Below are 24234 nucleotides of genomic sequence, written 5' to 3'. Positions count from 1 at the left end.
TGAAGCGCGGGTAAGACCGTGTGGAGGACCGAACCCACCAGGGTTGAAAACCTGGGGGATGACCTGTGGGTAGGGGTGAAAGGCCAATCAAACTCCGTGATAGCTGGTTCTCCCCGAAATGCATTTAGGTGCAGCGTCACGTGTTTCTTGCCGGAGGTAGAGCTACTGGATGGCCTAGGGGGCCGACAAGCTTACTGAAGTCAGCCAAACTCCGAATGCCGGTAAGTGAGAGCGTGGCAGTGAGACTGCGGGCGATAAGGTTCGTAGTCGAGAGGGAAACAGCCCAGATCATCGGCTAAGGCCCCTAAGCGTGTGCTAAGTGGTAAAGGATGTGGAGTTGCCGTGACAACCAGGAGGTTGGCTTAGAAGCAGCCATCCTTGAAAGAGTGCGTAATAGCTCACTGGTCAAGTGATTCCGCGCCGACAATGTAGCGGGGCTCAAGCACATCGCCGAAGCCGTGGCATCCCAACATGTCCCTAGTCAGTGCCCTTGTGGTGCTGGTTCAGGGGTTGGGGTGGGTAGGGGAGCGTCGTGTGGGCGGTGAAGCGGCGGCGTGAGCCAGTCGTGGAGGCCACACGAGTGAGAATGCAGGCATGAGTAGCGAATGAGGGGTGAGAAACCCCTCCGCCGGATGACCAAGGGTTCCTGGGGCAGGCTAATCCGCCCAGGGTAAGTCGGGACCTAAGGCGAGGCCGAGAGGCGTAGTCGATGGACAACGGGTTGATATTCCCGTACCCGCTGACACGCGCCCATGCTGAACCCGCGGATACTAACCGTGCGGACTCTGCTTGGTTCCTTCGGGGATCTTGTCGGGGCGAGTGTGGGACCTGATGTGGTAGTAGGCAAGTGATGGGGTGACGCAGGAGGGTAGCTCAGCCCAGGCGGTGGTTGTCCTGGGGTAAGCATGTAGCCCGTACCATAGGTAAATCCGTGGTGCATGTGGGTGAGATGTGATGCCGAGCCGATTTAGGTGAAGTGAGTGATCCCATGCTGTCGAGAAAAGCCTCTAGCGATGTGTGTCGGCGGCCCGTACCCTAAACCGACTCAGGTGGTCAGGTAGAGAATACCGAGGCGTTCGGGTGAACTGTGGTTAAGGAACTCGGCAAATTGCCCCCGTAACTTTGGGAGAAGGGGGGCCCCTGCTGGTGACCGGACTGGCTCTGTGGAGCTGGTGGGGGTCGCAGATACCAGGGGGAAGCGACTGTTTACTAAAAACACAGGTCCGTGCGAAGTCGTAAGACGCTGTATACGGACTGACGCCTGCCCGGTGCCGGAACGTTAAGAGGACTGGTTAGCCCTTTCGGGGGTGAAGCTGAGAATCTAAGCGCCGGTAAACGGCGGTGGTAACTATAACCATCCTAAGGTAGCGAAATTCCTTGTCGGGTAAGTTCCGACCTGCACGAATGGCGTAACGACTTCCCCACTGTCTCAACCACAGGCCCGGTGAAATTGCAGTACGAGTAAAGATGCTCGTTACGCGCAGCAGGACGGAAAGACCCCGGGACCTTCACTATAGCTTGGCATTGGCGTTTGGAGCGTCTTGTGTAGGATAGGTGGGAGACTGTGAAGCGGTGACGCCAGTTATCGTGGAGTCGTTGGTGAAATACCACTCTGGTCGTTTTGAGCGTCTAACCCGCACCCGTGGATCCGGGTGGGGGACAGTGCCTGGTGGGTAGTTTAACTGGGGCGGTTGCCTCCTAAAGAGTAACGGAGGCGCCCAAAGGTTCCCTCAGCCTGGTTGGCAATCAGGTGTTGAGTGCAAGGGCACAAGGGGGCTTGACTGTGAGACAGACATGTCGAGCAGGTGCGAAAGCAGGGCCTAGTGATCCGGCACCACCGTGTGGATGGGGTGTCGCTCAACGGCTAAAAGGTACCCCGGGGATAACAGGCTGATCTTGCCCAAGAGTCCATATCGACGGCAAGGTTTGGCACCTCGATGTCGGCTCGTCGCATCCTGGGGCTGGAGTAGGTCCCAAGGGTTGGGCTGTTCGCCCATTAAAGCGGCACGCGAGCTGGGTTTAGAACGTCGCGAGACAGTTCGGTCCCTATCCGCTGTGCGCGTAGGAGACTTGTGAGGGTCTGTCCCTAGTACGAGAGGACCGGGACGGACGAACCTCTGGTGTGCCAGTTGTACCGCCAGGTGCATGGCTGGTTGGCTACGTTCGGTCGGGATAACCGCTGAAAGCATCTAAGCGGGAAGCCTTCCTCGAGATGAGGTCTCCCAACCTTTCATGGTTGTAAGGCCCCCAGCTAGACGACTGGGTTGATAGGCCGGAGATGGAAGCATCGTAAGGTGTGGAGTTGACCGGTACTAATAGGCCGAGTGGCTTGAACACACTTATTTTGTTCGCGTTCACTGTGCGGTTCCCGGGACACGACCGGGAACCATTTTCCGCTGGTTTTGTTCTGTTAAGCGTTTCGGTGGTCATAGCGGTGGGGAAACACCCGGTCCCATTCCGAACCCGGAAGTTAAGCCCTCCAGCGCCGATGGTACTGCACCGGGGACGGTGTGGGAGAGTAGGACACCGCCGGACATCAACATAGATAAAGGAAAGAGGAGAGGTGACCCCGCGGTCAACGCGGCGGGTCCCTCTCCTCTTTCTGCTTTTCCGGCGCATTTTCGTCGGTGCCGGCCGGCGGTAAAAACGATTGCTCTGGGCTGAGCGGACCGTCTATCGTCTGTTCCGCCGGTGATCGAACATGAAAGGGCGATGCCTGTGCCTGCGACCCGCTGACGGGTCGCTGCGCTGTTCCCCGCTGGACGCATGTCCGGCGTTGGCTGTTGGAGGGTCCGTTCTGACAAGTGTCACGGAACTCTTTCTTCGCTCCAGTCAAGAAGGACCCTCTCGTGTTCGCATCCTTCGAATCCGACGTGCACGCGTACCTGCGCGCCGCAGCCGGCGACCGGGCCGTTCGCGCCAGGCCGTTCACCGTCCGCATCGATCCTCACGACGCCGGACTCTTCTTCAACTACGCCATCCCCGATGATGGGGCCGAGCCGACTAGAGACCAGGTACGGCGGCTCGCGGAGATCTTCATCCGGCACTCACGGACGCCACCCTGGAGTATCTTCCGGCCGCCGCTCCACGCGTCGAGGAGGCGCTGGTCGCCTCCGGGTTCACCGCCGAACGGCGGCTGCCGATCCTGACCTGCAAGCGCGCTGGTGCCGCGGGTCACCGGGCCGGTCGAGGTCATCCTCGCCGAGACCGACGCCCAGCTCCGGGAGGTCGCCCGCGCCCAGGGCGAGGCGTACGAGCAGCCACAGGTCACCGAGCACGACGTCGCGCGGCTGCGGAGTGTGCTGGACCGCGGCGGCCTGGTCGCGCTGGCCTTCGACACGACCACCGGCCAAGGGGTGGCCGGCGGCCAGGTCGGTCCGCCGCACGGGGGCGTGAGCGAACTCGCCCGCCATCGGTGTGCGCGTGGCCTACCGGCGTCGCGGGATCGCCTCCGCGCTCACCGCCACGCTGACGCGCGCCTGCGCGAACGCAGAGATCACCACCTTGTTCCTCATGCTGGAGAACGACGACGCCGAGCGGATCTATCACCGCGCCGGGTACCGGCGGGTCTCGGAGATCCTGCACATCTCGTTGCGGTGATCACGGGCGGCTTCCCGGCCTCCGTGGTGGCCGGGAAGCCGCGCACTGTGGCCCGAGCACCTACCTGAGACCGGGACCGGTCTGGCCGGAAACCTCGGTGATCGCCGGTGGCCGGCTTGCGGTGGAACGGTCAGTCGGACGGTGGGCGTAGCGTGTCGATGGCGGTTCTGAGTTCGCCGACACGCTGCTCCAGGACGCCCATCGCCTTGGCCGCCTCTTCGTCCTTCGACGTCCACTCGGACAGCACGCCCAGCTGCTGCTCCACGGCCGTCAGGCGCTCGCTGAGCTCGGCGGCGAACTCGCCCGACGGCGCGGCCGCGAACTGCGTGCGCAGCAGCTCCGACTGCTCACGCAGCTGCTGGTTCTTCCGGTGCAGCTCCACGAAGATCGACACCTTGGTCCGCAGCACCCACGGGTCGAACGGCTTGGAGATGTAGTCCACGGCGCCGGCGGCGTAACCGCGGAACGCGTAGTCCGGACCCGAGTCCATCGCGGTCAGGAAGATGATCGGCACCTCGCGCGTCTTTCGGCGGCGCTTGATCGCGCGGGCGATCTCGAAGCCGTCCATGCCCGGCATCACGATGTCCAGCAGGATCACCGCGAACTCGTTCGTCAGCAGGGCCCGCAGGGCTTCGTCGCCCGACCGGGCACGGATCATGTTCTGGTCGAGTGAGCTGAGGATCGCCTCGAGCGCGACGAGGTTCTCGTCGCGGTCATCGACCAACAGGATGTTCGCCTTCTCGGCCACGGTTCAAGCCTCCATCACGTGCGCGGCCGACTGAGCCACGCCCTCATGATGTCAAGAAGGTGGTCCGCGTCGACAGGCTTGGGCACATAGTCGGATGCGCCGGACTCGATGCTCTTCTCCCGGTCACCCTTCATCGCCTTCGCGGTGAGGGCGATGATCGGCAGATCGGCGAACTGCGGCATCCGGCGGATGGCCTCGGTGGTCGCGTAGCCGTCGAGCTCGGGCATCATGACGTCCATCAGGACGAGGTCGATGTCCTCGTTGCGGTCCAGCGTGTCGATCCCCTCGCGGCCGTTCTCGGCGTACAGCACCTCGATCCCGTACTGCTCCAGCACGCAGGTCAGCGCGAAGATGTTGCGCACGTCGTCGTCGACGATCAGGATCTTGCGGCCCGACAGCACCTCGTCGTCGATGGGGTTCTCGGCGTACTGCTCCTCCGCCTCGGGCAGCTCGAGCGTCGCCTGCGGGGCGGGGGGCGGCGGCTGCGGGGCGGGCCGACTCTCGCTGGGTGCGGCGAGCGCCGTGTCGACCGGCCCGGCATAGCGGACCGGCAGGTACAGCGTGAAGGTGCTGCCGTCGCCCGGGCGGCTGGACACGTGGATCTCGCCGCCGAGCAGCGCGGCGATGTCGCGGCTGATCGACAGGCCCAGCCCGGTGCCGCCGTAGCGCCGGCTCGTGGTGCCGTCCGCCTGCTGGAACGCCTCAAAGATCGACTTGAGGTTGTGCTCGTCGATGCCGATGCCCGTGTCGGTGACCGCTAGGCCGATCACGTCCGGGTTCTCGGCGAGCGACGGGTCGGCGAAGGTCACGTCCACCGGGCGCCGTACGGTCAGGCGCACCTCGCCGGAGGAGGTGAACTTGACCGCGTTGGACAGCAGGTTGCGCAGCACCTGCTGGAGCCGCTGCTCGTCGGTGTACAGCTCGTGCGGCAGGCCCGGCTCGGCGTACACGTCGAAGGCGAGCCCCTTGTCGGCGGCCATCGGCCGGAACGTGGCGTCGACGTAGTCGACCAGCTCCGACAGGGAGATGCGCTGCGGGTGCAGCTCCATCTTGCCCGCCTCGACCTTGGACAGGTCGAGCATGTCGTTGATGAGGCGCAGCAGGTCGCTGCCCGATTCGTGGATCGTCTTGATCAGCTCGACCTGCTTGGCCGTGAGGTTCTTGTCCGGGTTGCCGGCCAGGAGCTTGGCGAGCACGAGCAGGCTGTTGAGCGGCGTGCGCAGCTCGTGGGACATGTTGGTGAGGAACTCGGACTTGTAGCGCGACGACTGCGCGAGCTGCTCGGCGCGCTCCTCCAGCGTGCGGCGTGCCTGCTCGATCTGGAAGTTCTGCATCTCGATCGCGCGGTTCTGCTTGGCCAGCAGCGCCGCCTTCTCCTCCAGCTCGGCGTTGGAGCGCCGCAGCTCCGCCTGCTGGCGCTGCAGCTCGCTGGAGCGGTCCTGGAGCTCGACGGTCAGGCGCTGGGACTCGGCGAGCAGCGCCTCCGTACGGGAGTTGGCGGTGATCGTGTTGATCGTCACGCCGATGGTCTCCACGAACTGGTCGAAGAACGCCAGGTGGACCTCGCTGAACGGGCTGAACGACGCGAGCTCGATCGCGCCGAGCACGCGGTTCTCGAACAGGATCGGCAGCACGATGACGTTCGCCGGGGACGCCTGGCCCAGGCCCGTACCGATCGTGATGTAGCCCGGCGGGAGGTCGTCGACCAGGATCGGCTTGTGCTCGACGGCGGCCTGGCCGACGAGGCGGTCGCCGAAGGCGAAGCGGACCTTGTCGATCTGGTCCCTGCCCACGCCGTAGCCGGTCTTGAGCACCAGCTCACGGTCGCCGTCCTTCTCCTCGGCGAGGTAGAAGGCGCCGTACTGCGCGGAGGCGAGCGGGGTGACCTCGCTCATGATCAGCCGGGCGACCTCCATGAGGTCGCGGTGGCCCTGCATGAGGCCGGCGATGCGGGCGAGGTTGGTCTTCAGCCAGTCCTGCTGCTGGTTGGCGCGGGTGGTCTCGCGGAGGTTGGCCACCATCAGGTTGACGTTGTCGCCCAGCTCGGCGACCTCGCCGCGCGCCTCGACCGCGACCGACTTGCTCAGGTCGCCGCGGGCGACCGAGCTGGCCACCGACGCGATCGCGCGCACCTGCCGGGTCAGGTTGCCGGCCAGTTCGTTCACGCTCTCGGTGAGCCGCTTCCACGTGCCCGAGACGCCCTCGACCTCCGCCTGGCCGCCCAGCCGGCCCTCGCTGCCCACCTCGCGGGCCACACGCGTGACCTCGCCGGCGAACGCGGACAGCTGGTCGACCATCGTGTTGATCGTGGTCTTGAGCTCCAGGATCTCGCCCTGGGCGTCGACGTCGATCTTCTTGGTCAGGTCGCCGTTCGCGACCGCGGTGGTCACCTGGGCGATGTTGCGGACCTGGGAGGTCAGGTTGTCCGCCATGGAGTTGACGTTGTCGGTGAGGTCCTTCCAGACGCCGCTGACGCCGCCGACCTTCGCGCGGCCGCCCAGGTTGCCCTCGGTGCCCACCTCGCGGGCGACGCGGGTGACCTCGTCGGCGAACGCCGACAGCCGGTCGACCATCGTGTTGAGGGTGTCCTTGAGCTGGAGGATCTCGCCCTGGGCGTCGACGGTGATCTTCTTGGACAGGTCGCCGCCGGCCACCGCGGTCGCCACCTGGGCGATGCTGCGGACCTGGCCGGTGAGGTTGCCGGCCATGGAGTTGACGTTGTCGGTGAGGTCTTTCCAGACGCCGCTGACGCCGCTGACCTGTGCCTGGCCGCCGAGGCGTCCTTCGGTGCCGACCTCGCGGGCGACGCGGGTGACCTCGTTGGCGAAGCCCGACAGCTGGTCCACCATCGTGTTGAGGGTGTCCTTGAGCTGGAGGATCTCGCCCTGGGCGTCGACGGTGATCTTCTTGGACAGGTCGCCGTTGGCGACGGACGTGGCGACCTGCGCGATGTTGCGCACCTGGCCGGTGAGGTTGCCGGCCATGGAGTTGACGTTGTCGGTGAGGTCCTTCCAGACGCCGCTGACGCCGCTGACCTGTGCCTGGCCGCCGAGGCGTCCTTCGGTGCCGACCTCACGGGCCACACGCGTCACCTCGTCGGCGAACGACGAGAGCTGGTCGACCATGGTGTTCACGGTCTCCTTCAGCTCCAGCAGCTCGCCGGTCGCCTCGACCGTGACCTTGCGGGTCAGATCGCCCTTGGCCACCGCGGTGGTCACCAGCGCGATGTCGCGCACCTGGCCGGTCAGCCGGCTCGCCATGGCGTTGACCGCGCCCGTGACGTCGCGCCAGCGGCCCGACATCTCCCGTGGCTTGGCCTGGCCGCCCAGGCGTCCCTCCGCGCCGACCTCGCGGGCCAGCTGGGTGACCTCCGCGGCGAACTCGTCGAGGTGCTCGACCATGCGGTTGACGCCCGAGCCCATCCGCAGCAGCTCGCCGCGCCAGGGCCGGGTGCCGGTGTCGAGCTCGATGCGCTGGCTCAGATCACCGTCGGCGACCGCGTCGGCCACCCGGGCCATCGCGGTCGCGGACTGCACCAGCGTGTCGATCAGCGCGTTGGCGGCGGCGTTGCCGGTCGCCCAGGCGCCCTCGCCGTTGGCGCCGAGCCGCTCGTCGATCCGGCCTTCGTGACGAACCTCACGTTGCACGCGGACGAGTTCCCCGGTCAGATGGCCCGCACGCGCCTGGACATCATTGAAGACGGAGGCGATCTCGGCCAGGACGTCATCACCGGAGGTATCGAGTCTGGTCTCGAAATCTCCGTCGCGCAGGGCGCTGAGCGCGTCGAGGACGGGCCGCAGGTCAGCCTCGTCATACTGGACGCTCACCGGTGCATGGGACGTGCTTCGAGGCATTAACTTGCACCTCGCCTTCCATGCGACGTGGTCGGGGATATGTACAGCCCACCCGGGGAATCTGCCACGATGGCAGCGTCGTGCATCCCCGAGACGAATCCAAGTGACTGTGGAGAAGAACCCAAAGAGGTACGCGACCTTCCCGCCGGAGGTCGCGTCAGTAGCGGCTGCACGGCGTTTTGTCGGGGACACGCTTCGTAACTGGGGCGTCGACGAGGTGGACGACGCCATGCTACTCACCAGCGAACTGGTTACGAACGCAATCGTCCACGCGGGGACCGAGGTCGAGGTCGTCTGCGAGGCGCTCGGCGGCCAGGTGAGGGTCGAAGTCCACGATCGCCACCAGGCGCGGCGCATCCCCGTCCCCGGCGACCAGGTGAGCGGGCGCGGGCTGCTGTTCCCCGAGACGCTCGCGCTCTCCTGGGGCGTCACGTACGGCCAGGGCGACAAGCAGGTCTGGTTCACCATCCCCGGGGTCTCGGGGGAGAAGCCACCGCCTCCGCCGCCCTCGTACGAGGAGATGGTGACCGCGCCGCGGCCCAGCCGGCCGACCGTCGACGAGCTGGCCCACCGCACCGCACAGAGCGCGCAGGACGCCCTCGGAGCCGACTGCGTGTACGTCCTGCTGACCGAGGACGACGCCGACCTCGTGCTCAAGGCGACCTCCGGCGTACGGCCCGAGGGCACGGCGCTGGAGATGGGGCTGGAGGGCGCCACCGTCGGCGGACGGGGCGTCTACGCGGACCTGGGCGGCAGCCCGTACAACCTGCCCGCGCTGCAGGCCGCGGGGATCCGCTCGCTCGTCACCGCGCCGTTCGTGGTCGACGGCCGGGGCATCGGGCTGATCATCGCCGCCTCGCGCGACGCGGCCCACTTCAACGAGTCCGACGTCGAGCGCCTCCAGCAGGTCGCCGACCGGCAGGCGCCGTCGCTCGAACGCGCCCGTCTGATGGAGCTGGAGCGGGCCCGGCGCGGCTGGCTCGGCTTCCTCGCCGAGGCGAGCAGCCTGCTCGCCGGCACCCTCGACCAGCAGATGACCATGGCGCTGGTGTCGCAGCTGATCGTGCCCCGCCTGGCGACCTGGTGCGCGCTGTTCACCGTACGGGACAACGCGACGGCGCTCCCGGCGTACGCCTGGCACGCCGACGAGACGATGGTGGCCGACCTGCGCGAGCTGCTCGAGCTGCTCCCGCCGGCGCCGCCGCCCGCCGAACCCGGGCCGTGGGAGGGCTTCGGGGCCGCGCCCAGCGAGGGCATGCCGCCCACCGCGCACCGGGTCACCGGTGACGTCGCTCACGTTTTCCCGCTGCTGGCGCGCGGGCGCAGCATCGGCATGCTGGTCGTCGGCGGCCCGAAGGGCGCCCGGTTCAACCGCGACATGCTGGAGCTGACCGAGGACCTCGCCGGGCGCGCGGCGCTCGCGATCGACAACGCACGGCTGTACGAGGAGCAGGCGGACATGAGCCGTACGCTCCAGCGCAGCCTCCTGCCGCCGGAGATCCCGGTCATCCCGGGTCTGGACGTGTCCGTGGTGTACGAACCGGCCGGTGAGAGCAGTGAGGTCGGCGGCGACTTCTACGACGTGTTCAGCGTGGGCTCGCGGTGGCGCTTCGCCATCGGCGACGTGTGCGGCACCGGGCCGGAGGCGGCGTCGGTGACCGGCCTGGCCCGCCAGACGCTGCGCATCCTCGGCCGGGAGGACTACTCCATCCCCGAGGTCCTGCAGCGCCTCAACGCCCTCATCCTGGACGAGGGATCGCGCGCGCGGTTCCTGACGCTGCTGCACGGGGAGGTCGAGCCGCAGGAGGACGGCAGCGCCCGCGTGACGTACGCGACGGCGGGCCATCCGCCGCCGCTGTTCCTCAGCCCGGCCGGCACGGTCGACGGCGAGGACGAGTCCGACCTGATGCTCGGGGCGTTCCCCGAGGCGGAGTTCTCCGTCCGGACGGTCACCCTCGAGCCGGGGCACCTCCTGCTCGGGTTCACCGACGGCGTGACCGAGCGGCGCAACGGCGACCGGCTGCTGGGCGACGACCAAGGGCTCGAACGCATCCTCGCGGGCTGTGCGGGGCTGGGCGCCGGGGCGGTCGCCGCCAAGGTCAGCCGCGCCGTGCGCGGTTTCTCCAGCGAGCCCTCGCACGACGACATGGCGATGATCGTCCTGCGTATCGAGGAGTGAGGCGCCTCAGCCGGCGAACAGGCGCGTGGTGTCGGCGCCGACGAGGTCGAGCACCCGGCCGGTGAAGTAGACGGTGCCGAGGACGACGATCCGTTCCCCGAACGAGGCCAGCCGCCCGGGCGTGAGATCGGCGATGTCGAGCCCGTCGCGCGTCCGCGTGAACCGCAGGCTCTCCCGGTCGGGCATCCGCACCGTGGTCACCGGCAGGCCGTCGAGCGCGGCCAGCACGCCCTCCAGGTCCTTGTGGTCGGGCAGGCAGACCAGAACGCGGTCGATCCGGTCCCAGCGGCGGTACGCCTCCGCGAGCGCGGCGGCGGCGCCGTTCCCCTCGACGGCGGAGTCGACGAGGAGGGTGGCCCCGGGGATCGTGTGCCACGAGACGCGCCCGGGGAGCCGTACGGAGGCCAGAACCTCGGCCGTACGCGCGGCGTCCGCGGCGGGCCGGCCCGTCACCTGAAGCAGCCGCCGCGCGGCGGCGCAACCCAGGAGTGCGTTGGGCCGGTGGGGTCCGGAGAGCGCGGAAAGGCCTGAGAGCGCAGAGAGCTCGGAGACCTCAGAGGAGCCGGGGAGCCCCGGGAGTTCGACCGGGCGGCCGGTACGGCCGGCGACCGTCGCCTCGATCGCCGCCGCGACGTCCGGCGTCTGCGGCAGCGAAACGACCGCCCGCGTGAGCTCCGAGACGACACCGGCCTTGTCCGCCGCGATCTCCGCGGGCGTGTCGCCGAGCACGCCGAGGTGCTCACCGAACACCTGGGTGATCGCCACGACCGTCGGCGGCACCAGGCTCACCTCGTCCGAGGCGCCGCCCATCCCGGCCTCCAGCACGACGACGTCGGCCCCGGCGTCGCGTGCGTACAGCAGCCCGGCGAGGGTGAACAGCCCGCTCGGCGAGAGGTACCCGGCCCCGTGCGGCGGCAGCGACCGGGCGGCGTCCCTGAGCCTGCGGCCGAGCCCGGCGAGGTCGCGCTCGGAGATCGCGGTCCCGTCGAGGCGGATCCGGTCGCTGTCACGACGCAGTCCGGGGCTGGTGACGGTCACCACGCGGCACCCGGCGGCCACGAGCCAGGCCGAGGCGTACGTGGCGGCGGTGCCCTTGCCCTTGGACCCGACCACGGTGAGGGCGGGAAGGCCCGGAAGGCCGAGTGTGTCGGCCAGTAGCGCCGCCCGCCTCAGGTCACGCCGGTCCCCGGGACGACGCCGTCCCCATTCGTCGTAGAAGAAGGCGGTGTCGCCCTCGTCCGTCATCATCGCCCCCTCCCGGCGCGGCAGTACACGTCAAGTTATCCACAGCCATCGGGTGAGTAGGCTGCTGAGCGTGACAGGGAGCAGTTATGAGGACGCCGTCGCCGGTATCAGGGCGCGCGGGGTCGAGTGGGACCTCGACCCGTCGCTGGACCGGATCCGGGACCTGGTCGACATCCTCGGCTCGCCGCAGCGGGCGTACCCGGTGATCCATGTCACGGGGACCAACGGCAAGTCGAGCACCGCGCGGATGATCGACGCGCTGCTCCGTGAGCGCGGTCTGCGGGTCGGCATGTACACCAGCCCCGAGCTGCACACCATGCGCGAGCGGATCAGCATCGACGGTGAGCCGGTCGGCGCGGAGCGCTTCGCCGAGCTGTACGACGACGTCCTGCCGTACGCCGAGATGGTCGACGCCAAGCACGACGTGAAGGTCTCGTTCTTCGAGATGCTGACCGCGATGGCGTTCGCCGCGTTCGCCGACGCTCCGGTCGACGTGGCCGTGGTCGAGGTCGGAATGGGGGGCGCCTGGGACGCCACCAACGTCGCCGACGGGGCCGTGGCCGTCGTCACGCCGATCGGGCTGGACCACACCGAGTACCTCGGGGACACCATCGAGGCGATCGCGGGCGAGAAGGCCGGGATCATCAAGGCCGAATCGATCGCGGTCCTCGCGCAGCAGCCCGTCGAGGCCGCCGAGGTGCTCCTGCGCCGTGCCACCGAGGTCGGCGCGACCGTCGCGCGCGAGGGCATCGAGTTCGGTGTCCTGCAGCGGGAGCTGGCGGTGGGCGGGCAGCGGGTCCGCCTCCAGGGCCTGCTCGGCGCCTACGACGAGGTGTTCCTGCCGCTGTTCGGCGACTACCAGGCGAGCAACGCCGCCTGCGCGCTGGCCGCGGTCGAGGCGTTCGCGCGCGGCCGGGCCACCGGCGAGCCGGGTGGTGACGACCAGCTGGACGCCGAGCTCGTACGCGCGGCGTTCGTCGGCACGCCCACACCCGGGCGGCTGGAGGTCGTGCGGACGGGCCCGACCGTCCTGGTCGACGCGACGCACAACCCGGCCGGCATGGCGGCCACCGTCGCGGCGATCACCGAGGAGTTCGGGTTCACCCGGCTGATCGGGATTCTCGCCGTCATGGCCGACAAGGACGTCCTGGGGGTGCTGGAGGAGCTCGAGCCGATCATCGACGAGTTGATCGTCACGCGTAACTCCTCCCCGCGTTCGATGTCCGCGCACGAACTGGCCGTGGTGGCACGCGATGTCTTCGGCGAAGATCGAGTCCATCTCGTGCCCCGGCTGGACGACGCGATCGACCAGGCGATCGGGCTCGCGGACGAGTCGGGGGAGTTCGCCGGGGCCGGGGTGTTGATCACGGGTTCGGTGGCGACGGCGGGCGATGCCCGCCTGCTGATGAAGGCGTCACAATGATCGGCGCGGGCCGGGAGTTCCGCGCCGCAAAGGCGGGTCGAGCGTGAGAAGACTGTGTGCCGTCGTCCTCGCCCTTCAGGCGGTGGTGACCGCTCTGTCGATTCCGGTGGCGATCTCCGTGTCGCACGCGGACGGCACGACGGCGGGTGTCGTGGGCGGCGTCCTGGCCGTGGCCGGGCTGGTCGTCGCGGGTCTGCTGCGGTTCCGGTGGGCGTACGTCGCCGGGAGCGTGTTGCAGATTCTGGTGATAGCGACCGGTTTCGTGGTGACGACGATGTTCGTTCTCGGGATCATTTTCGCCGCTCTGTGGGCGACGGCGATTTGGCTCGGATGGCGGGTGGAGGGCGCGCCGGCGCGCTAATGTCGGGTTGACTCTTCAGCGTTCCCCGTCGAACAAAATATAAATTCCAACAAAGCCGGACATTTACCGGATTTGGTGGAAGCGGGGATGACTCCGGGAGGCCGCCCGATGCCAGATCTTCCCGAAATTCACCCCGAAAGTCGCGACGCGCAACGGCGGGATCCGGCCGGCCTCGTCATTCTCCTCCTCGTTCTCGTCACCGCGATTCCCGCCGCGGTTCTCGTGCTGCCGAACACCGCGTCGTACGTCGTGCCGCAGGCCGCCCGCGACCTCGGCCTGTCGGGCGGCGACGCGGCCGGCTTCGTACGGGCGGCCGGCCTCGCGATGCCGGCGCTGCTGCTGACCACGCCGATCGCCGCCGTGCTGGCCCGCAGGCGGACTCCGTGGGGCGTGCTGTTCGGCGGCCTGGTCCTCATGCTCGGCGCCCAGGCGTCGGCCGCGTACGCCACCTCCGTGCCCCTCACCGGCCTCGTACGGGCCGTCGAGGGGGTCGGGGCGGGTGCCGTCCTGCCGGCGGCCCTCCTGCTCGCCTGTGAGCGCCCTGAACGCCGCCTGGCCACCGGTGTGTGGGCCGCGGCCCTCACCGGCTCCCTGCTGCTCGCCACGCCCGCCGTGCTGGCCGTCACGCCCGGACCGTACGGCGTCCACGCGCCGGAGTGGCGAGTGATCCTGCACCCGTACTGGTGGCTCGGGGCGGCCGCGCTCGTGGGCGCGGGCCTGCTGGGCGTGCTGCGCCTGCGCCCGTCCGCCGGAGCGGGCGTGCCGGCGCCCACGCGCGGGGAGCGCGTGCTGTTGCTGCTGCCGGTCGCGCCCGCCGCCGGGTTCGCCTTCCTCGCCGTCGTGACCACCTACACCTGGTCGCCGGGGGCCCAGCTCATCCTGGCCGCGTGCGCGGTCGCCGGGCTGCTCGGCATCGCCCTGGCCGGATCGCGCGGCGCCGTCACCGGCAGCCCGCTCGGCTACGCCGTGGTGATGGTCGCCGTGGGCCTGTTGGCGATGCCGGTGACCGGACCGCTGGCGGGGCTGCTGGGCGGGCGCGGCGCGCCGTTCGGGCCGTTCGCCGTGGGCGCGGGGTGTGCCGCGCTGGCCGTGCTCACCGCGACCGCCACCCGGCGGCCGGCCGGACGGGGCGCCGTGCTGTGCGGATACGGCCTGGTCATCGCCGCGCTGATGGCGCTGCTCGCGATGGGCGCCGGGGCCGACCGGTGGGAGCTGTCCGGCGCGCTGGGGGCGCTGGGCACGGGCGCGGGCCTGGCGCTGGGCACCACGCTGCGGCCGGCCGGGGCCGGCCCGGCGCTCTTCGGCCTGACCCTGTGCTTTCCCGCCGTGCTCGGCGGCCACCTCGTCGTCGGGCCCCTCCAGGTCGCCAAGGTCGGCGCGGTGACGAGGGCGGGAGGGGGCACCGCCCAGGCGCTGGCGGCGCTGACCGACGCGTACCGGATGTGGCTGGTGAGCGCCTGCGTGATCGCGGCGGTGCTCGCCGTCACGACCGTCTGGACCGGGCGCGGCCGGGCTCGCCGGACCGCCGCCGTCGCCGCGGCTCCGGGCTCCAGCGGCGCCGCTCTGCCCACCGGGTGAGACGGGTAGGATCGCAGCCAACACGCGGAGGCCCGGCCGCGAGCCGTCATCGCCGCCAGGGCCCGTTCCACAAGCCCTGTCCGTGGCGCCGCAGGCCGGCAGCGGGCTCGTGGGACGGACCCGAGCGCGGCGTCGCAGCCCGTCATTCGGCGACCGCCCTCACGGCCCCGTGACGATCGTCATCCAAGAACGCGAGGAGAACCACCCGTGTCCGAACGCACTCTTGTCCTCGTCAAGCCCGACGGCGTACGCCGGGGGCTCGTCGGCGACGTGATCTCGCGCATCGAGCGCAAGGGCCTCAAGCTCGTCGCGCTGGAGCTGCGCACGCTCGAGCGCGACGTCGCCGAGACCCACTACGAGGAGCACCGGGAGAAGCCGTTCTTCTCCTCGCTCGTCGAGTTCATCACGGGAGGCCCGCTCGTCGCGATGGTGGTGGAGGGGCCGCGCGCGATCGAGGCGTTCCGCGGGCTCGCCGGCGCCACCGACCCGGTCTCCGCGACGCCCGGCACGATCCGCGGCGACCACGCCCTGGAGATCCAGGAGAACGTCGTCCACGGCTCCGACTCCACCTACTCCGCCGAGCGTGAGATCAAGCTCTTCTTCCCGAACCTTTTCTGACGACGGCGCCAAGACGCGCGGTCCGGAGCGACTCCGGTCCGCGCGTTTTGTTTAGCGTGACCGGCTTCTGACCGGAGCGTTACGGAGCGACGACGCGCGACGATTGGTCCTGCATCAACTGGCGTGTTCCGAGTTACCATGACAATGCGCTCCTGCACGCCCGCCAATCTCGAAGGGCTGCCTTTCTTCATGGGTAACAAGCTGTCGTTCCTCGGCCGCGACATGGCGGTCGATCTGGGTACGGCGAACACGTTGGTCTACGTCCGCGGTCGCGGCATCGTGCTCAACGAGCCCTCTGTCGTGGCGATCAACACCCACACGGGCAAGATCGTCGCCGTCGGGATCGAAGCCAAGCGGATGATCGGCCGTACGCCGGGCAACATCGTCGCGGTGCGTCCGCTGAAGGACGGCGTCATCGCCGACTTCGACGTCACCGAACGCATGCTGCGCTACTTCATCCAAAAGGTGCACAAACGCCGACATTTCGCCAAACCACGCATCGTCGTGGCCGTGCCCAGCGGCATCACCGGGGTCGAGCAGCGCGCCGTGAAGGAGGCGGGCTACCAGGCCGGGGCCAGGCGCGTCTACATCATCGAGGAGCCGATGGCCGCCGCGATCGGCGCCGGGCTGCCGGTGCACGAGCCGACCGGCAACATGGTCGTCGACATCGGCGGCGGCACGACCGAGGTCGCGATCATCTCGCTCGGCGGCATCGTGACGAGCCAGTCCATCCGCATCGGCGGCGACGAACTCGACCAGGCGATCATCTCCTACGCCAAGAAGGAGTACTCCCTCATGCTGGGGGAGCGCACCTCCGAGGAGATCAAGATGGCGATCGGGTCGGCATACCCGTTCGACGACGAGCCGCACGCCGAGATCCGCGGCCGCGACCTCGTCAGCGGGCTGCCGAAGACCGTCGTGATCTCCGCCGAGGAGATCCGCCGCGCGATCGAGGAGTCGGTCAACACCATCGTCGACGCGGTCAAGACCACCCTGGACAAATGCCCGCCCGAGCTGTCCGGCGACATCATGGACCGCGGCATCGCGCTGACCGGTGGCGGCGCGCTGCTGAAGAACATCGATGAGCGCCTGCGCGAAGAGACCGGCATGCCGATCCACATGGTCGACAATCCGCTCGACTCGGTCGTGCTCGGCTCAGGCAAGTGCGTCGAGGACTTCGAGGCACTGCGGCAGGTCCTCGTACCCGAACCAAGGCGTTAGGACACCCGGCCGGTGAAGGACACCCGGCGAACCCGCGCCGTCCTCGGCGTGCTGTTGCTCGTCTCACTCGCCATGATCACGGTGGACTACCGCGGTGGGGACAACTCGCCGCTGAGGGTGCTGCGCGGCTTCGGTGAGGCCATTTTCGGCCCCATCGAGCAGGGCGCCACCGCGGTCGTCCATCCGATCGCCGGCGCCTTCCACACGTTCACCGGGGCGCCGAGCGCGCACCGGCGGATCACCCGGCTCGAACGCGAGAACCAGCAGCTGCGCCGGCAGCTGCGCTCCGGGCAGCTCGACAAGCGGCGGGCGGGCCAGCTGGATCGCCTCCTCGGCGCGTCCGGGCTGGGCGGCTATCGCATCGTCCCGGCGGAGGTCATCTCCTCCGGCGAGGGCCTGGAGAACACCGTCTCGCTCGACGTCGGCAGCCGCAACGGCGTACAGCCGAACATGACCGTGCTGTCCGGCGACGGGCTGGTCGGCCGGGTGACACGTGTCGGGCCGACCACCTCCACGGTGATGCTCGCCATCGACGCGGCGTCCTCGGTCGGCGGACGGCTGGAGGACTCCGACGAGATCGGCATCGTCCAGGGCGCCGGCCGCCGCGCCGGCTCGTCGCTGAAGTTCCAGCTGCTCGACTCCACCGTGGTCATGGAGCCGGGCCAGCGCATCGTCTCCTTCGGCTCGCAAGGCGACCGACCGTACGTCCCCGGTGTCCCGATCGGCACGATCACCAGGATCGAGCGGACGTCGGGGTCGCTGACCCGCATCGCCGTCGTACGCCCGTTCGTGCACTTCACCTCGCTCGACGTCGTCGGCGTGGTGGTCGGAGCGCCGAAGCGCGACCCGCGCGACTCGGTGCTGCCGCCCTCGCCCTCACCGTCGAGCCCGACGCCCACCCCCACGCCGTCCCAACCGCCGCCGGCCCAGGCGGGCTCGTCCTCGCCGCCGAAGTCCCGGCCGGCTCCGTCACCGACGTCGAGAGGCTGACCGTGTCACGTAACGTCCTTGCCTCGATTGTCATCGTCGCCGCGCTGATCCTGCAGGTGACGGTCGTCAACCGGCTGCCGCTGCCCGGCTCGGTGGTGCCCGACCTCGTGCTGCTGGCCGTCGTCGCGCTCGCTCTGGTCAACGGCTCGCTGCGCGGGCTCGTCGCCGGGTTCTGCGCCGGGCTGGCCGCCGACATCGTCCCGCCGGCCGACCACACGATCGGCCGGTACGCGCTGGTGTTCTGCCTGATCGGCTACCTCTGCGGCTCGGTCGCGGTCGAGATGAACCGCGCGCCGCTGCTGCCGTTCGTGATGGTGGCCGCCGGCGCCCTCGCCGGATCCGTGCTGTACGCCCTGGTCGGGGCGATGCTCGGCGATCCGCGGGCCCGCTGGCCGGTGGTCTCGCACGTGCTTCCGCTCCAGGTCTTCTACGACATCGTCGCCAGCCCGTTCGTGGTCTGGGCCGTGCTGCGGCTGACCAACCGCGCCGAACGGCCCCGCGACTCGGCGGGGCTCGACCCGGTGCCCGGCTTCTACCGGGCGAGGTAGGCCGATGGGCTCACGTTCTCGCGTGCGGCTCGTCGTGCTGCACGTCATGGTCATGTCACTGCTGCTGTCGCTCGGCGGGCGGCTCTGGTACCTGCAGGTCATGAACGGCCAGTACTACCGCCGGGTGGCCGCCGACAACGGCATCCGCGACATCATCGTGCCGGCGCCGCGCGGGCAGATCCTCGACGACGCCGGCCGTCCGCTGGTGCGCAACCGTACGGCCCTGGTCGTCTCGGCCGACCGTACGGTCCTGCTGCGGCAAAAGGACGGCGGCAAGGCCGTGCTCCAGCGGCTCGCCGGGGTGCTCAAGGTGCCGTACGCCCAGCTCGCCGACAAGATCCGCCTGTGCGGGCCGGGCGTCACACGGCCCTGCTGGACCGGCTCGCCGTACCAGCCGATCCCGCTCGACGACAACGCCGACGCCCGGAAGGCGCTGCAGATCCGCGAGCGCCAGGAGGACTTCCCCGGCATCAGCGCCCAGCTCCAGGCGGTCCGCGACTATCCCCGTACGGACGGGGCGGGCGCGGCGCAGGCGCTCGGGTACCTCCAGCCGATCACCCAGGAGGAGCTGAACAAGCGCAAGGGCATCAAGGTCACCGGCTACAGCGGCGCCGACCTGATCGGCCGCGACGGCCTGGAGGCGGTCTACGACGGCGACCTGCGCGGCGCGCCGGGCATACGCCGAGTGCTGGTCGACAGCCAGGGAAGGGTCACCGGCGTCGCGTCCGAGAACCCTCCGGTGTCCGGCGGCAACCTCGTCACCAGCCTCGACGCCAAGGTCCAGGGCGACGTCGAGTCCGCACTGAAACACGCCATCGATGCCGCGCGCAAACGCGGCGACCCCGCCGACTCCGGGGCCGCCGTGGTCATGGACGTGCGCACCGGGCGGGTCATCGCGCTCGGCAGCTACCCGACCTACAACCCGGCGGTGTGGACCGGCGGCATCTCCCAGAGCGAGTACGACGCGCTGCTCAACAAGAACAAGGGACAGCCGCTGATCTCCCGCGTCACCCAGGGCGAGTTCGCGCCGGGGTCGACGTTCAAGATCTCCTCGCTGCCCGCGGCCGTCCGTGACGGCTACTCGCTGCACGGCACCTACGGCTGCCCGTCGTCGTACATGGTGGGCGCGCGGGCGTTCAGCAACTTCGAGGGCGAGTCCGGCGGCGACATCAGTCTGCACCAGGCGATCGTGATGTCCTGCGACACGGTCTTCTACCGGTTCGCGTACGAGGAGTGGCTGCGCGACGGCGGCATGCACCCGGTGAAGAACCCCAAGGACCCCATGATCAAGATGGCCAAGGACTTCGGGTTCGGCAAGCGCACCGGCATCGACCTGGTCGGCGAGTCGGCCGGGCGCATCCCCAGCCGGCAGTGGAAGAAGGACTACTGGGAGGCCACCAAGGCCTCCGACTGCAAGCACGGCAAGACCGGCTATCCCGACGTCGCCAAGACCGATCCGTCGCGGGCGGCGTACCTCAAGCAGATGGCCGCGGAGAACTGCGTCGACGGCTATGTCTTCCGCGCCGGCGACGCGGCCAACTTCTCGGTCGGCCAGGGCGACGTGCTGGTCACGCCGCTGCAGCTCGCCCGCGCGTACGCCGCGGTGGCCAACGGCGGCACCCTGTGGAGCCCGCGCGTCGGCAAGGCGGTGCTGGCGCCGAACGGCACGGTGGCCCGCCGGATCGACCCGGTGAAGGCCGGCAAACTGCCCATCTCGCAGAAGGTGCTGGCGTACATGCGGAGCGCGTTCGCCGACGTGCCCAAGTCCGGCACGGCGGCCGGGCCGTTCGGCGGGTTCCCGTTCGACAAGCTTCCCGTCGCCGGCAAGACGGGTACCGCCGAGGTCTGGGGAAAGAAGGACAACTCCTGGTTCGCCTCCTACGCCCCGGCCAACAACCCGCACTACGTCGTCGTGGTGATGGTCACCCAGACCGGCACCGGATCGACCACCGCGGCGCCGGCCGTACGCGAGATCTGGGAGGACATGTACGGCCTGCGCAAGGGCAAAAAGGCCGACCTGCCCGACGGCAAGGTGCCCGACCGGCTCCCGACGCTCGCCGCCGACGGCACGATCGCCCCGCCGCCGGGCTTCGGTGAGCCGGAGGAGAAGACGCCCGCGGCCCGTCCCGTCCACCGGAAGAAGAAACACAAATGATCAGCGGGTACGGCCGGCCGCTCGAAGGGCGCTCGTGGCTGAGCCGCCTGTCCGACTCGCCGTTGCGCCGGCTCGACTGGACGCTCATCTGCGTCACGGCGATCCTGACCGCGATCGGCTCGGTGCTGGTGTTCTCCGCGACCCGCGGCGGCCTGAGCGAAGCGGGCGACGATCCGTACTCCTACCTGAAGAAACACCTGCTCAACATCGCGATCGGGGTGATCCTCGGCGGCGTGACGGCGGCGCTGGACTACCGGCTGCTGCGGGCGTACGCGCCGATCGTGTACGCCGCCGCGTGCGTCGGCCTGGTCGTCGTGCTCACCCCGCTGGGCGCGACGATCAACGGCTCCCACTCGTGGATCACGCTGGGCGGCGGGTTCCAGCTCCAGCCGTCGGAGTTCGCCAAGGTCGGCATGGTGGTGCTGCTGGCGATGATCCTCGGCGAGCCACGCGACGGCGAGGTGGGCCCGGGACGCCGCGACATCCTGCTGGCCCTGGGGCTGGCCGCCCTGCCCGCCGGTCTGGTGATGCTCCAGCCGGACCTGGGCACGACCCTGGTGTTCGGCGCGGTCGTGATCGGCATGCTGGCGGTCAGCGGCGCGCCCAAGCGATGGGTGCTGGGGCTGCTGGGCGGCGCGGCGACCGGGGCGTTCCTCGTGTGGTGGCTGCACCTGCTCAAGCCGTACCAGATCAACCGGTTCACCGCGTTCGCCGATCCGTCGAAGGACCCGCGGGGCGCGGGCTACAACGCCGAGCAGGCGCGCATCGCCGTCGGCTCGGGCGGGCTCTTCGGCAAGGGCCTGTTCCACGGCGAGCAGACGATCGGACACTTCGTGCCCGAGCAGCACACGGACTTCATCTTCACGGTGGCGGGGGAGGAGCTCGGCTTCGTCGGCGCGGCGCTGATAACCGCGCTGCTGGGCGTGGTGCTGTGGCGGGGCCTGCGCATCGCGATGCAGGCGGCCGACCTGTTCGGCCTGCTGGTGGCCTCGGGCGTGGTGTGCTGGCTGGCGTTCCAGACGTTCGAGAACATCGGCATGACCGTTGGCATCATGCCGATCACCGGCCTGCCGCTGCCCTTCGTGTCCTACGGCGGATCGGCCACGTTCGCCAACATGATCGCCATCGGCCTCCTGGAGGCCGTGCACCTGCGCCACAACCCGTACGAGTGATCTCCGTCGTAACCCTTCGAAGAAAGGCAAGGTCTGACCGGCATCCAGCACTCCGCTGCGCTCCGGGCTGGATGCCGGTCAGAGGTCGCGCCTATGGTGCGGACCATGACGGACATCCGGTACGTCCGGGGCGACGCCACGTGTCCCCAGGCCAAGGGCCCCAAGGTCATCGCGCACGTCTGCAACGACCGGGGCGGATGGGGAAAGGGCTTCGTCGTGGCGGTGTCCCGGCGGTGGCCCGAGCCGGAGAAGGCCTATCGGCGCTGGTACCGCGACCGCGCCGGCAACGACTTCGGACTCGGCGCGGTCCAGCTCGTCCAGGTCCGCGCCGACATGTGGGTCGCGAACATGATCGGTCAGCACGGCACCAAACGCGGCCGCTCGACCGGTGCGCCGATCCGCTACGAGGCACTGGACGAGTGCCTCCGCCGGCTCGCCGAACACGCCTCCGAAGTGCGGGCGAGCGTCCACATGCCCCGCATCGGCTGCGGCCTCGCCGGCGGACGCTGGGAGCGCGTCGAGCCCCTCATCGACGCCCGCCTCGTCGCCGCCGGCGTCCCGGTGACCGTGTACGACCATGGTGACTTCGGGTAAACGGGTGGTCACGAACCGATAGTAGGGGTTAAGTTACCGACCGTGACCGTAGCCATCGAGGCCGCCCCCCAGCGGCACGCATATTTCGCCTGGCCAGAGCAATCCTACCCAAGTAGGATCGAGGCCATGGCGATGAAGAAGCTGTCCATCACCCTGCCCGCCGAGCTCGCGGAGATGGTCCGGCGCCAGGCCGAGGAAGAAGGCACCTCCGTCTCCGCCGTCATCGCCGAAGAACTCGCGGCGGCCGCCCGGCGCCGCGCCGGTGCCGAGGCTGTGCGCTGGTTCGTGTCCGAGGAGGGTCCGTTCACCGAGGAGGACAGGGCTGCGGCCCGGGCCATCCTCGACGCGGCCGACGAGCACCAGCGCAAGCTCGACGAGTTGGCCGCGCGCGAGAAGGAGGCGGGCTGATGTCCTCCGTCCGCCCGATCGTCCTCGACGCGGGCTCGCTGATCTCCGCCGAGTCCCGCAGTCGCGTGATCTGGACCGTCTACGACGAAACGCTGATCACCGGTCAGGAGCTCATCGTCAGCACGCCGGTCCTTGCTCAGGTCTGGCGCAACGGGCGCAAGCAGGCGGTCATCGGCCGCTTTCTGCGGCGCTGCGTGGTCGACGCACCAAATGAGAGCACGGCCAAGCGGGCGGGTGAGTTGCTCGGCCGCACCGGCACGAGCGACGCCGTCGACGCGCTCGTCGTGGCCACCGCGATCGAACGCGGGGCGACCACCATCTTGACGAGCGATCCGAACGATTTGAAGGCGCTGGTCGACGCGAGCGGAGTGAAACTCCCGCCGTTGGTCCAGAAGGTCTGATCCGACCGGCCGCTCCCCACCGGGAGCGGCCGGGGTTCAGTGCGCGGTGGTGACGACGATCTTTCCGAGTCGCGTGCCGGATTCCATGTACCGGTGGGCCGCGACGATGTCGCCGAGGTCGAAGGTGCGGTCCACCACGGCGCGGAAGGCGTCCGCCCGCAGTCCGGAGGCCACGAACGCCTCCGCGCGGCGCAGGCGCTCCGGATCCCTCGTCGTCTCGTGGACCGTGTAGGTGCGCATGTTCAGTGCGGGCATGCCGAGTTCGAACCCCGGGTACGGGGTCGCCTCGCCGCTGAGCGCCCCGTACTCCAGGAGGGTGCCGCCCGGGGCGACCACCCTGGCCAGGTCCACCACGCCGGGGCCGGCGACGGCGTCGAAGACGAAGTCCGCGCCCCGGCCTCCGGTCAGCGCCGGCACCCGCTCGACCACGTCCTCCGCCTCCGTGACGATCACCTCGGCCGCCCCCTCCCGAAGTAGCGCGTCCTTCTTGGCGCCGGTGCGGGTGAGGGCGATCGGCACGGCGCCCACGCGGCGCGCGATGTGGATGGCGGCCAGCCCCACGCTGCTGGACGCGGCGTTCAGCGCGACCGTGTCCCCGGCCCGCATGCCGCCGACCTCGACCAGCGCGCCGTAGGCCGTCAGGTACGGCATCCACACCGCCGCGCCCGCGACCGCGTCGAGCCCGTCGGGGCGGGGCAGCACCGCCGCCGCGGGCACGATCGCCAGTTCGGCGTAGACGCCGTAGTCGTTCTGGGAGAAGGCGGGAATGACGCTGACCGGCTGCCCGGGCTCCAGCCCGGTGACGCCCTCGCCGGTCGCCTCGACCATGCCGGCGGCCTCGGTGCCCAGCCTGGCCGGAAACCGTCTCACCGGTTCGATGTAGCGGCCGCTGCGGAACAGCGCCTCGGCCCGGTTCAGGCCGATCGCCTCCACACGGACGCGCACCTCGCCGGGGCCGGGCTCGCCGACCGCCACGTCCTCCAGCCGCAGCACCTCGGGGCCGCCGAGCTCGTGGAACAGCACCGTTCCGGCCATCGCGCACCATCCGTTCCCTCGGAAGTCGATGACCCGTATCCCAGGTGAAAGTACGAAGGATGTCAAATTAGGTAGTCGTCGTACTTTGCGTCTCGTCGCGATGT

19 protein-coding genes and 2 rRNA genes (1 of these 21 cut by a window edge) are annotated in these 24234 nt (G+C 69.4%); 16 read left to right on the top strand and 5 right to left on the bottom strand.

The annotated features are described in order from the left end of the window. Positions 1 to 2337, top strand: a 23S ribosomal RNA gene (locus OG417_RS41990) (it extends 806 nt beyond the left edge of the window). Positions 2338 to 2418: 81 nt separating this feature from the next. Then, positions 2419 to 2535 (top strand): 5S ribosomal RNA (rrf, locus tag OG417_RS41985). A gap of 584 nt (positions 2536 to 3119) precedes the next feature. On the opposite strand, the gene OG417_RS41980 is transcribed toward rrf, so the two are convergent. After that, a complete protein-coding gene (locus tag OG417_RS41980; protein WP_329241310.1) occupies positions 3120 to 3413 on the bottom strand; it encodes a hypothetical protein in 294 nt (97 codons plus the stop codon). Between the two features lie 10 nt (positions 3414 to 3423). Here OG417_RS41980 and OG417_RS41975 point away from each other — a divergent pair, with 10 nt between their 5' ends. Beyond that, positions 3424 to 3600 carry a GNAT family N-acetyltransferase gene (locus tag OG417_RS41975; protein WP_329241308.1) on the top strand — a complete coding sequence of 59 codons (177 nt, stop codon included), beginning with the start codon at positions 3424 to 3426 and terminating at the stop codon, positions 3598 to 3600. Between the two features lie 130 nt (positions 3601 to 3730). Here the strand turns inward: OG417_RS41975 and OG417_RS41970 are convergent, their stop codons facing one another. Continuing rightward, positions 3731 to 4348, bottom strand: coding sequence for a response regulator (locus tag OG417_RS41970; protein WP_329241306.1), 618 nt, complete (start codon positions 4346 to 4348; stop codon positions 3731 to 3733). 14 nt (positions 4349 to 4362) lie between these two features. Next, positions 4363 to 8202 (bottom strand): HAMP domain-containing protein, encoded by a 3840-nt coding sequence (locus tag OG417_RS41965; RefSeq protein WP_329241302.1) that lies wholly within the window; start codon positions 8200 to 8202, stop codon positions 4363 to 4365. A gap of 103 nt (positions 8203 to 8305) precedes the next feature. Between OG417_RS41965 and OG417_RS41960 the strand changes: the two genes are divergently transcribed. Then, positions 8306 to 10381 carry a SpoIIE family protein phosphatase gene (locus OG417_RS41960; RefSeq protein ID WP_329241299.1) on the top strand — a complete coding sequence of 692 codons (2076 nt, stop codon included), beginning with the start codon at positions 8306 to 8308 and terminating at the stop codon, positions 10379 to 10381. A 6-nt stretch (positions 10382 to 10387) separates the two neighbouring features. On the opposite strand, the gene OG417_RS41955 is transcribed toward OG417_RS41960, so the two are convergent. Continuing rightward, complete coding sequence (locus OG417_RS41955) at positions 10388 to 11629, bottom strand: hypothetical protein (RefSeq protein ID WP_329241296.1); 1242 nt, start codon at positions 11627 to 11629, stop codon at positions 10388 to 10390. A gap of 58 nt (positions 11630 to 11687) precedes the next feature. Between OG417_RS41955 and OG417_RS41950 the strand changes: the two genes are divergently transcribed. The 12 genes from OG417_RS41950 (at position 11688) to OG417_RS41895 (ending at position 23095) form a co-directional block, all read left to right on the top strand. Beyond that, a complete protein-coding gene (locus OG417_RS41950; protein WP_442875787.1) occupies positions 11688 to 13049 on the top strand; it encodes a bifunctional folylpolyglutamate synthase/dihydrofolate synthase in 1362 nt (453 codons plus the stop codon). Positions 13050 to 13092: 43 nt separating this feature from the next. Beyond that, positions 13093 to 13410, top strand: a complete 318-nt coding sequence (locus OG417_RS41945) for a DUF4233 domain-containing protein (RefSeq protein ID WP_329241290.1) — start codon at positions 13093 to 13095, stop codon at positions 13408 to 13410. Positions 13411 to 13518: 108 nt separating this feature from the next. Beyond that, the gene (locus OG417_RS41940; protein WP_329241288.1) at positions 13519 to 14988 is read left to right on the top strand and encodes a hypothetical protein; all 1470 of its coding nucleotides are present in this window, start codon (positions 13519 to 13521) and stop codon (positions 14986 to 14988) included. Positions 14989 to 15195: 207 nt separating this feature from the next. Next, positions 15196 to 15606, top strand: a complete 411-nt coding sequence (gene ndk, locus OG417_RS41935; protein ID WP_329241285.1) for a nucleoside-diphosphate kinase — start codon at positions 15196 to 15198, stop codon at positions 15604 to 15606. Between the two features lie 189 nt (positions 15607 to 15795). Then, positions 15796 to 16827 (top strand): rod shape-determining protein, encoded by a 1032-nt coding sequence (locus OG417_RS41930; protein ID WP_425550975.1) that lies wholly within the window; start codon positions 15796 to 15798, stop codon positions 16825 to 16827. A gap of 12 nt (positions 16828 to 16839) precedes the next feature. Continuing rightward, positions 16840 to 17817: a rod shape-determining protein MreC gene (gene mreC, locus OG417_RS41925; RefSeq protein ID WP_329241282.1), complete on the top strand. Its 978-nt coding sequence runs from the start codon at positions 16840 to 16842 to the stop codon at positions 17815 to 17817. A 2-nt stretch (positions 17818 to 17819) separates the two neighbouring features. Then, positions 17820 to 18365, top strand: a complete 546-nt coding sequence (mreD, locus tag OG417_RS41920) for a rod shape-determining protein MreD (protein ID WP_329241280.1) — start codon at positions 17820 to 17822, stop codon at positions 18363 to 18365. Between the two features lie 4 nt (positions 18366 to 18369). After that, a complete protein-coding gene (gene mrdA / locus OG417_RS41915; protein ID WP_329241277.1) occupies positions 18370 to 20520 on the top strand; it encodes a penicillin-binding protein 2 in 2151 nt (716 codons plus the stop codon). After that, a complete protein-coding gene (gene rodA / locus OG417_RS41910; protein WP_329241274.1) occupies positions 20517 to 21692 on the top strand; it encodes a rod shape-determining protein RodA in 1176 nt (391 codons plus the stop codon). Before mrdA ends, rodA begins: the two co-directional genes overlap by 4 nt. A 105-nt stretch (positions 21693 to 21797) precedes the next feature. Then, a complete protein-coding gene (locus OG417_RS41905; protein ID WP_329241271.1) occupies positions 21798 to 22286 on the top strand; it encodes a macro domain-containing protein in 489 nt (162 codons plus the stop codon). 42 nt (positions 22287 to 22328) lie between these two features. Continuing rightward, positions 22329 to 22694, top strand: coding sequence for a hypothetical protein (locus OG417_RS41900; RefSeq protein WP_329241268.1), 366 nt, complete (start codon positions 22329 to 22331; stop codon positions 22692 to 22694). Then, positions 22694 to 23095, top strand: coding sequence for a type II toxin-antitoxin system VapC family toxin (locus OG417_RS41895; protein WP_329241266.1), 402 nt, complete (start codon positions 22694 to 22696; stop codon positions 23093 to 23095). Before OG417_RS41900 ends, OG417_RS41895 begins: the two co-directional genes overlap by 1 nt. Before the next feature lie 36 nt (positions 23096 to 23131). Here the strand turns inward: OG417_RS41895 and OG417_RS41890 are convergent, their stop codons facing one another. Beyond that, complete coding sequence (locus OG417_RS41890; RefSeq protein ID WP_329241262.1) at positions 23132 to 24130, bottom strand: zinc-dependent alcohol dehydrogenase family protein; 999 nt, start codon at positions 24128 to 24130, stop codon at positions 23132 to 23134. Positions 24131 to 24234: the final 104 nt, after the last annotated feature.

Source organism: Actinoallomurus sp. NBC_01490 (assembly GCF_036227085.1).
GTDB classification, from domain to species: Bacteria; Actinomycetota; Actinomycetes; order Streptosporangiales; family Streptosporangiaceae; genus Actinoallomurus; species Actinoallomurus oryzae.
The sequence above is the reverse complement of the archived record's forward strand: the minus strand, read 5'-3'. Positions and strand labels throughout refer to the sequence as shown.

What these genes read in the sequence shown, in the direction of transcription:
- OG417_RS41980 (WP_329241310.1), bottom strand. Translation starts at nt 3,413, where the DNA reads ATGGCGGGCGAGTTCGCTCACGCCCCCGTGCGGCGGACCGACCTGGCC.
- OG417_RS41965 (WP_329241302.1), bottom strand. Translation starts at nt 8,202, where the DNA reads ATGCCTCGAAGCACGTCCCATGCACCGGTGAGCGTCCAGTATGACGAG.
- OG417_RS41955 (WP_329241296.1), bottom strand. Translation starts at nt 11,629, where the DNA reads ATGATGACGGACGAGGGCGACACCGCCTTCTTCTACGACGAATGGGGA.
- OG417_RS41940 (WP_329241288.1), top strand. Translation starts at nt 13,519, where the DNA reads ATGCCAGATCTTCCCGAAATTCACCCCGAAAGTCGCGACGCGCAACGG.
- OG417_RS41930 (WP_425550975.1), top strand. Translation starts at nt 15,796, where the DNA reads ATGGGTAACAAGCTGTCGTTCCTCGGCCGCGACATGGCGGTCGATCTG.
- mrdA (WP_329241277.1), top strand. Translation starts at nt 18,370, where the DNA reads ATGGGCTCACGTTCTCGCGTGCGGCTCGTCGTGCTGCACGTCATGGTC.
- rodA (WP_329241274.1), top strand. Translation starts at nt 20,517, where the DNA reads ATGATCAGCGGGTACGGCCGGCCGCTCGAAGGGCGCTCGTGGCTGAGC.
- OG417_RS41905 (WP_329241271.1), top strand. Translation starts at nt 21,798, where the DNA reads ATGACGGACATCCGGTACGTCCGGGGCGACGCCACGTGTCCCCAGGCC.
- OG417_RS41895 (WP_329241266.1), top strand. Translation starts at nt 22,694, where the DNA reads ATGTCCTCCGTCCGCCCGATCGTCCTCGACGCGGGCTCGCTGATCTCC.
- OG417_RS41890 (WP_329241262.1), bottom strand. Translation starts at nt 24,130, where the DNA reads ATGGCCGGAACGGTGCTGTTCCACGAGCTCGGCGGCCCCGAGGTGCTG.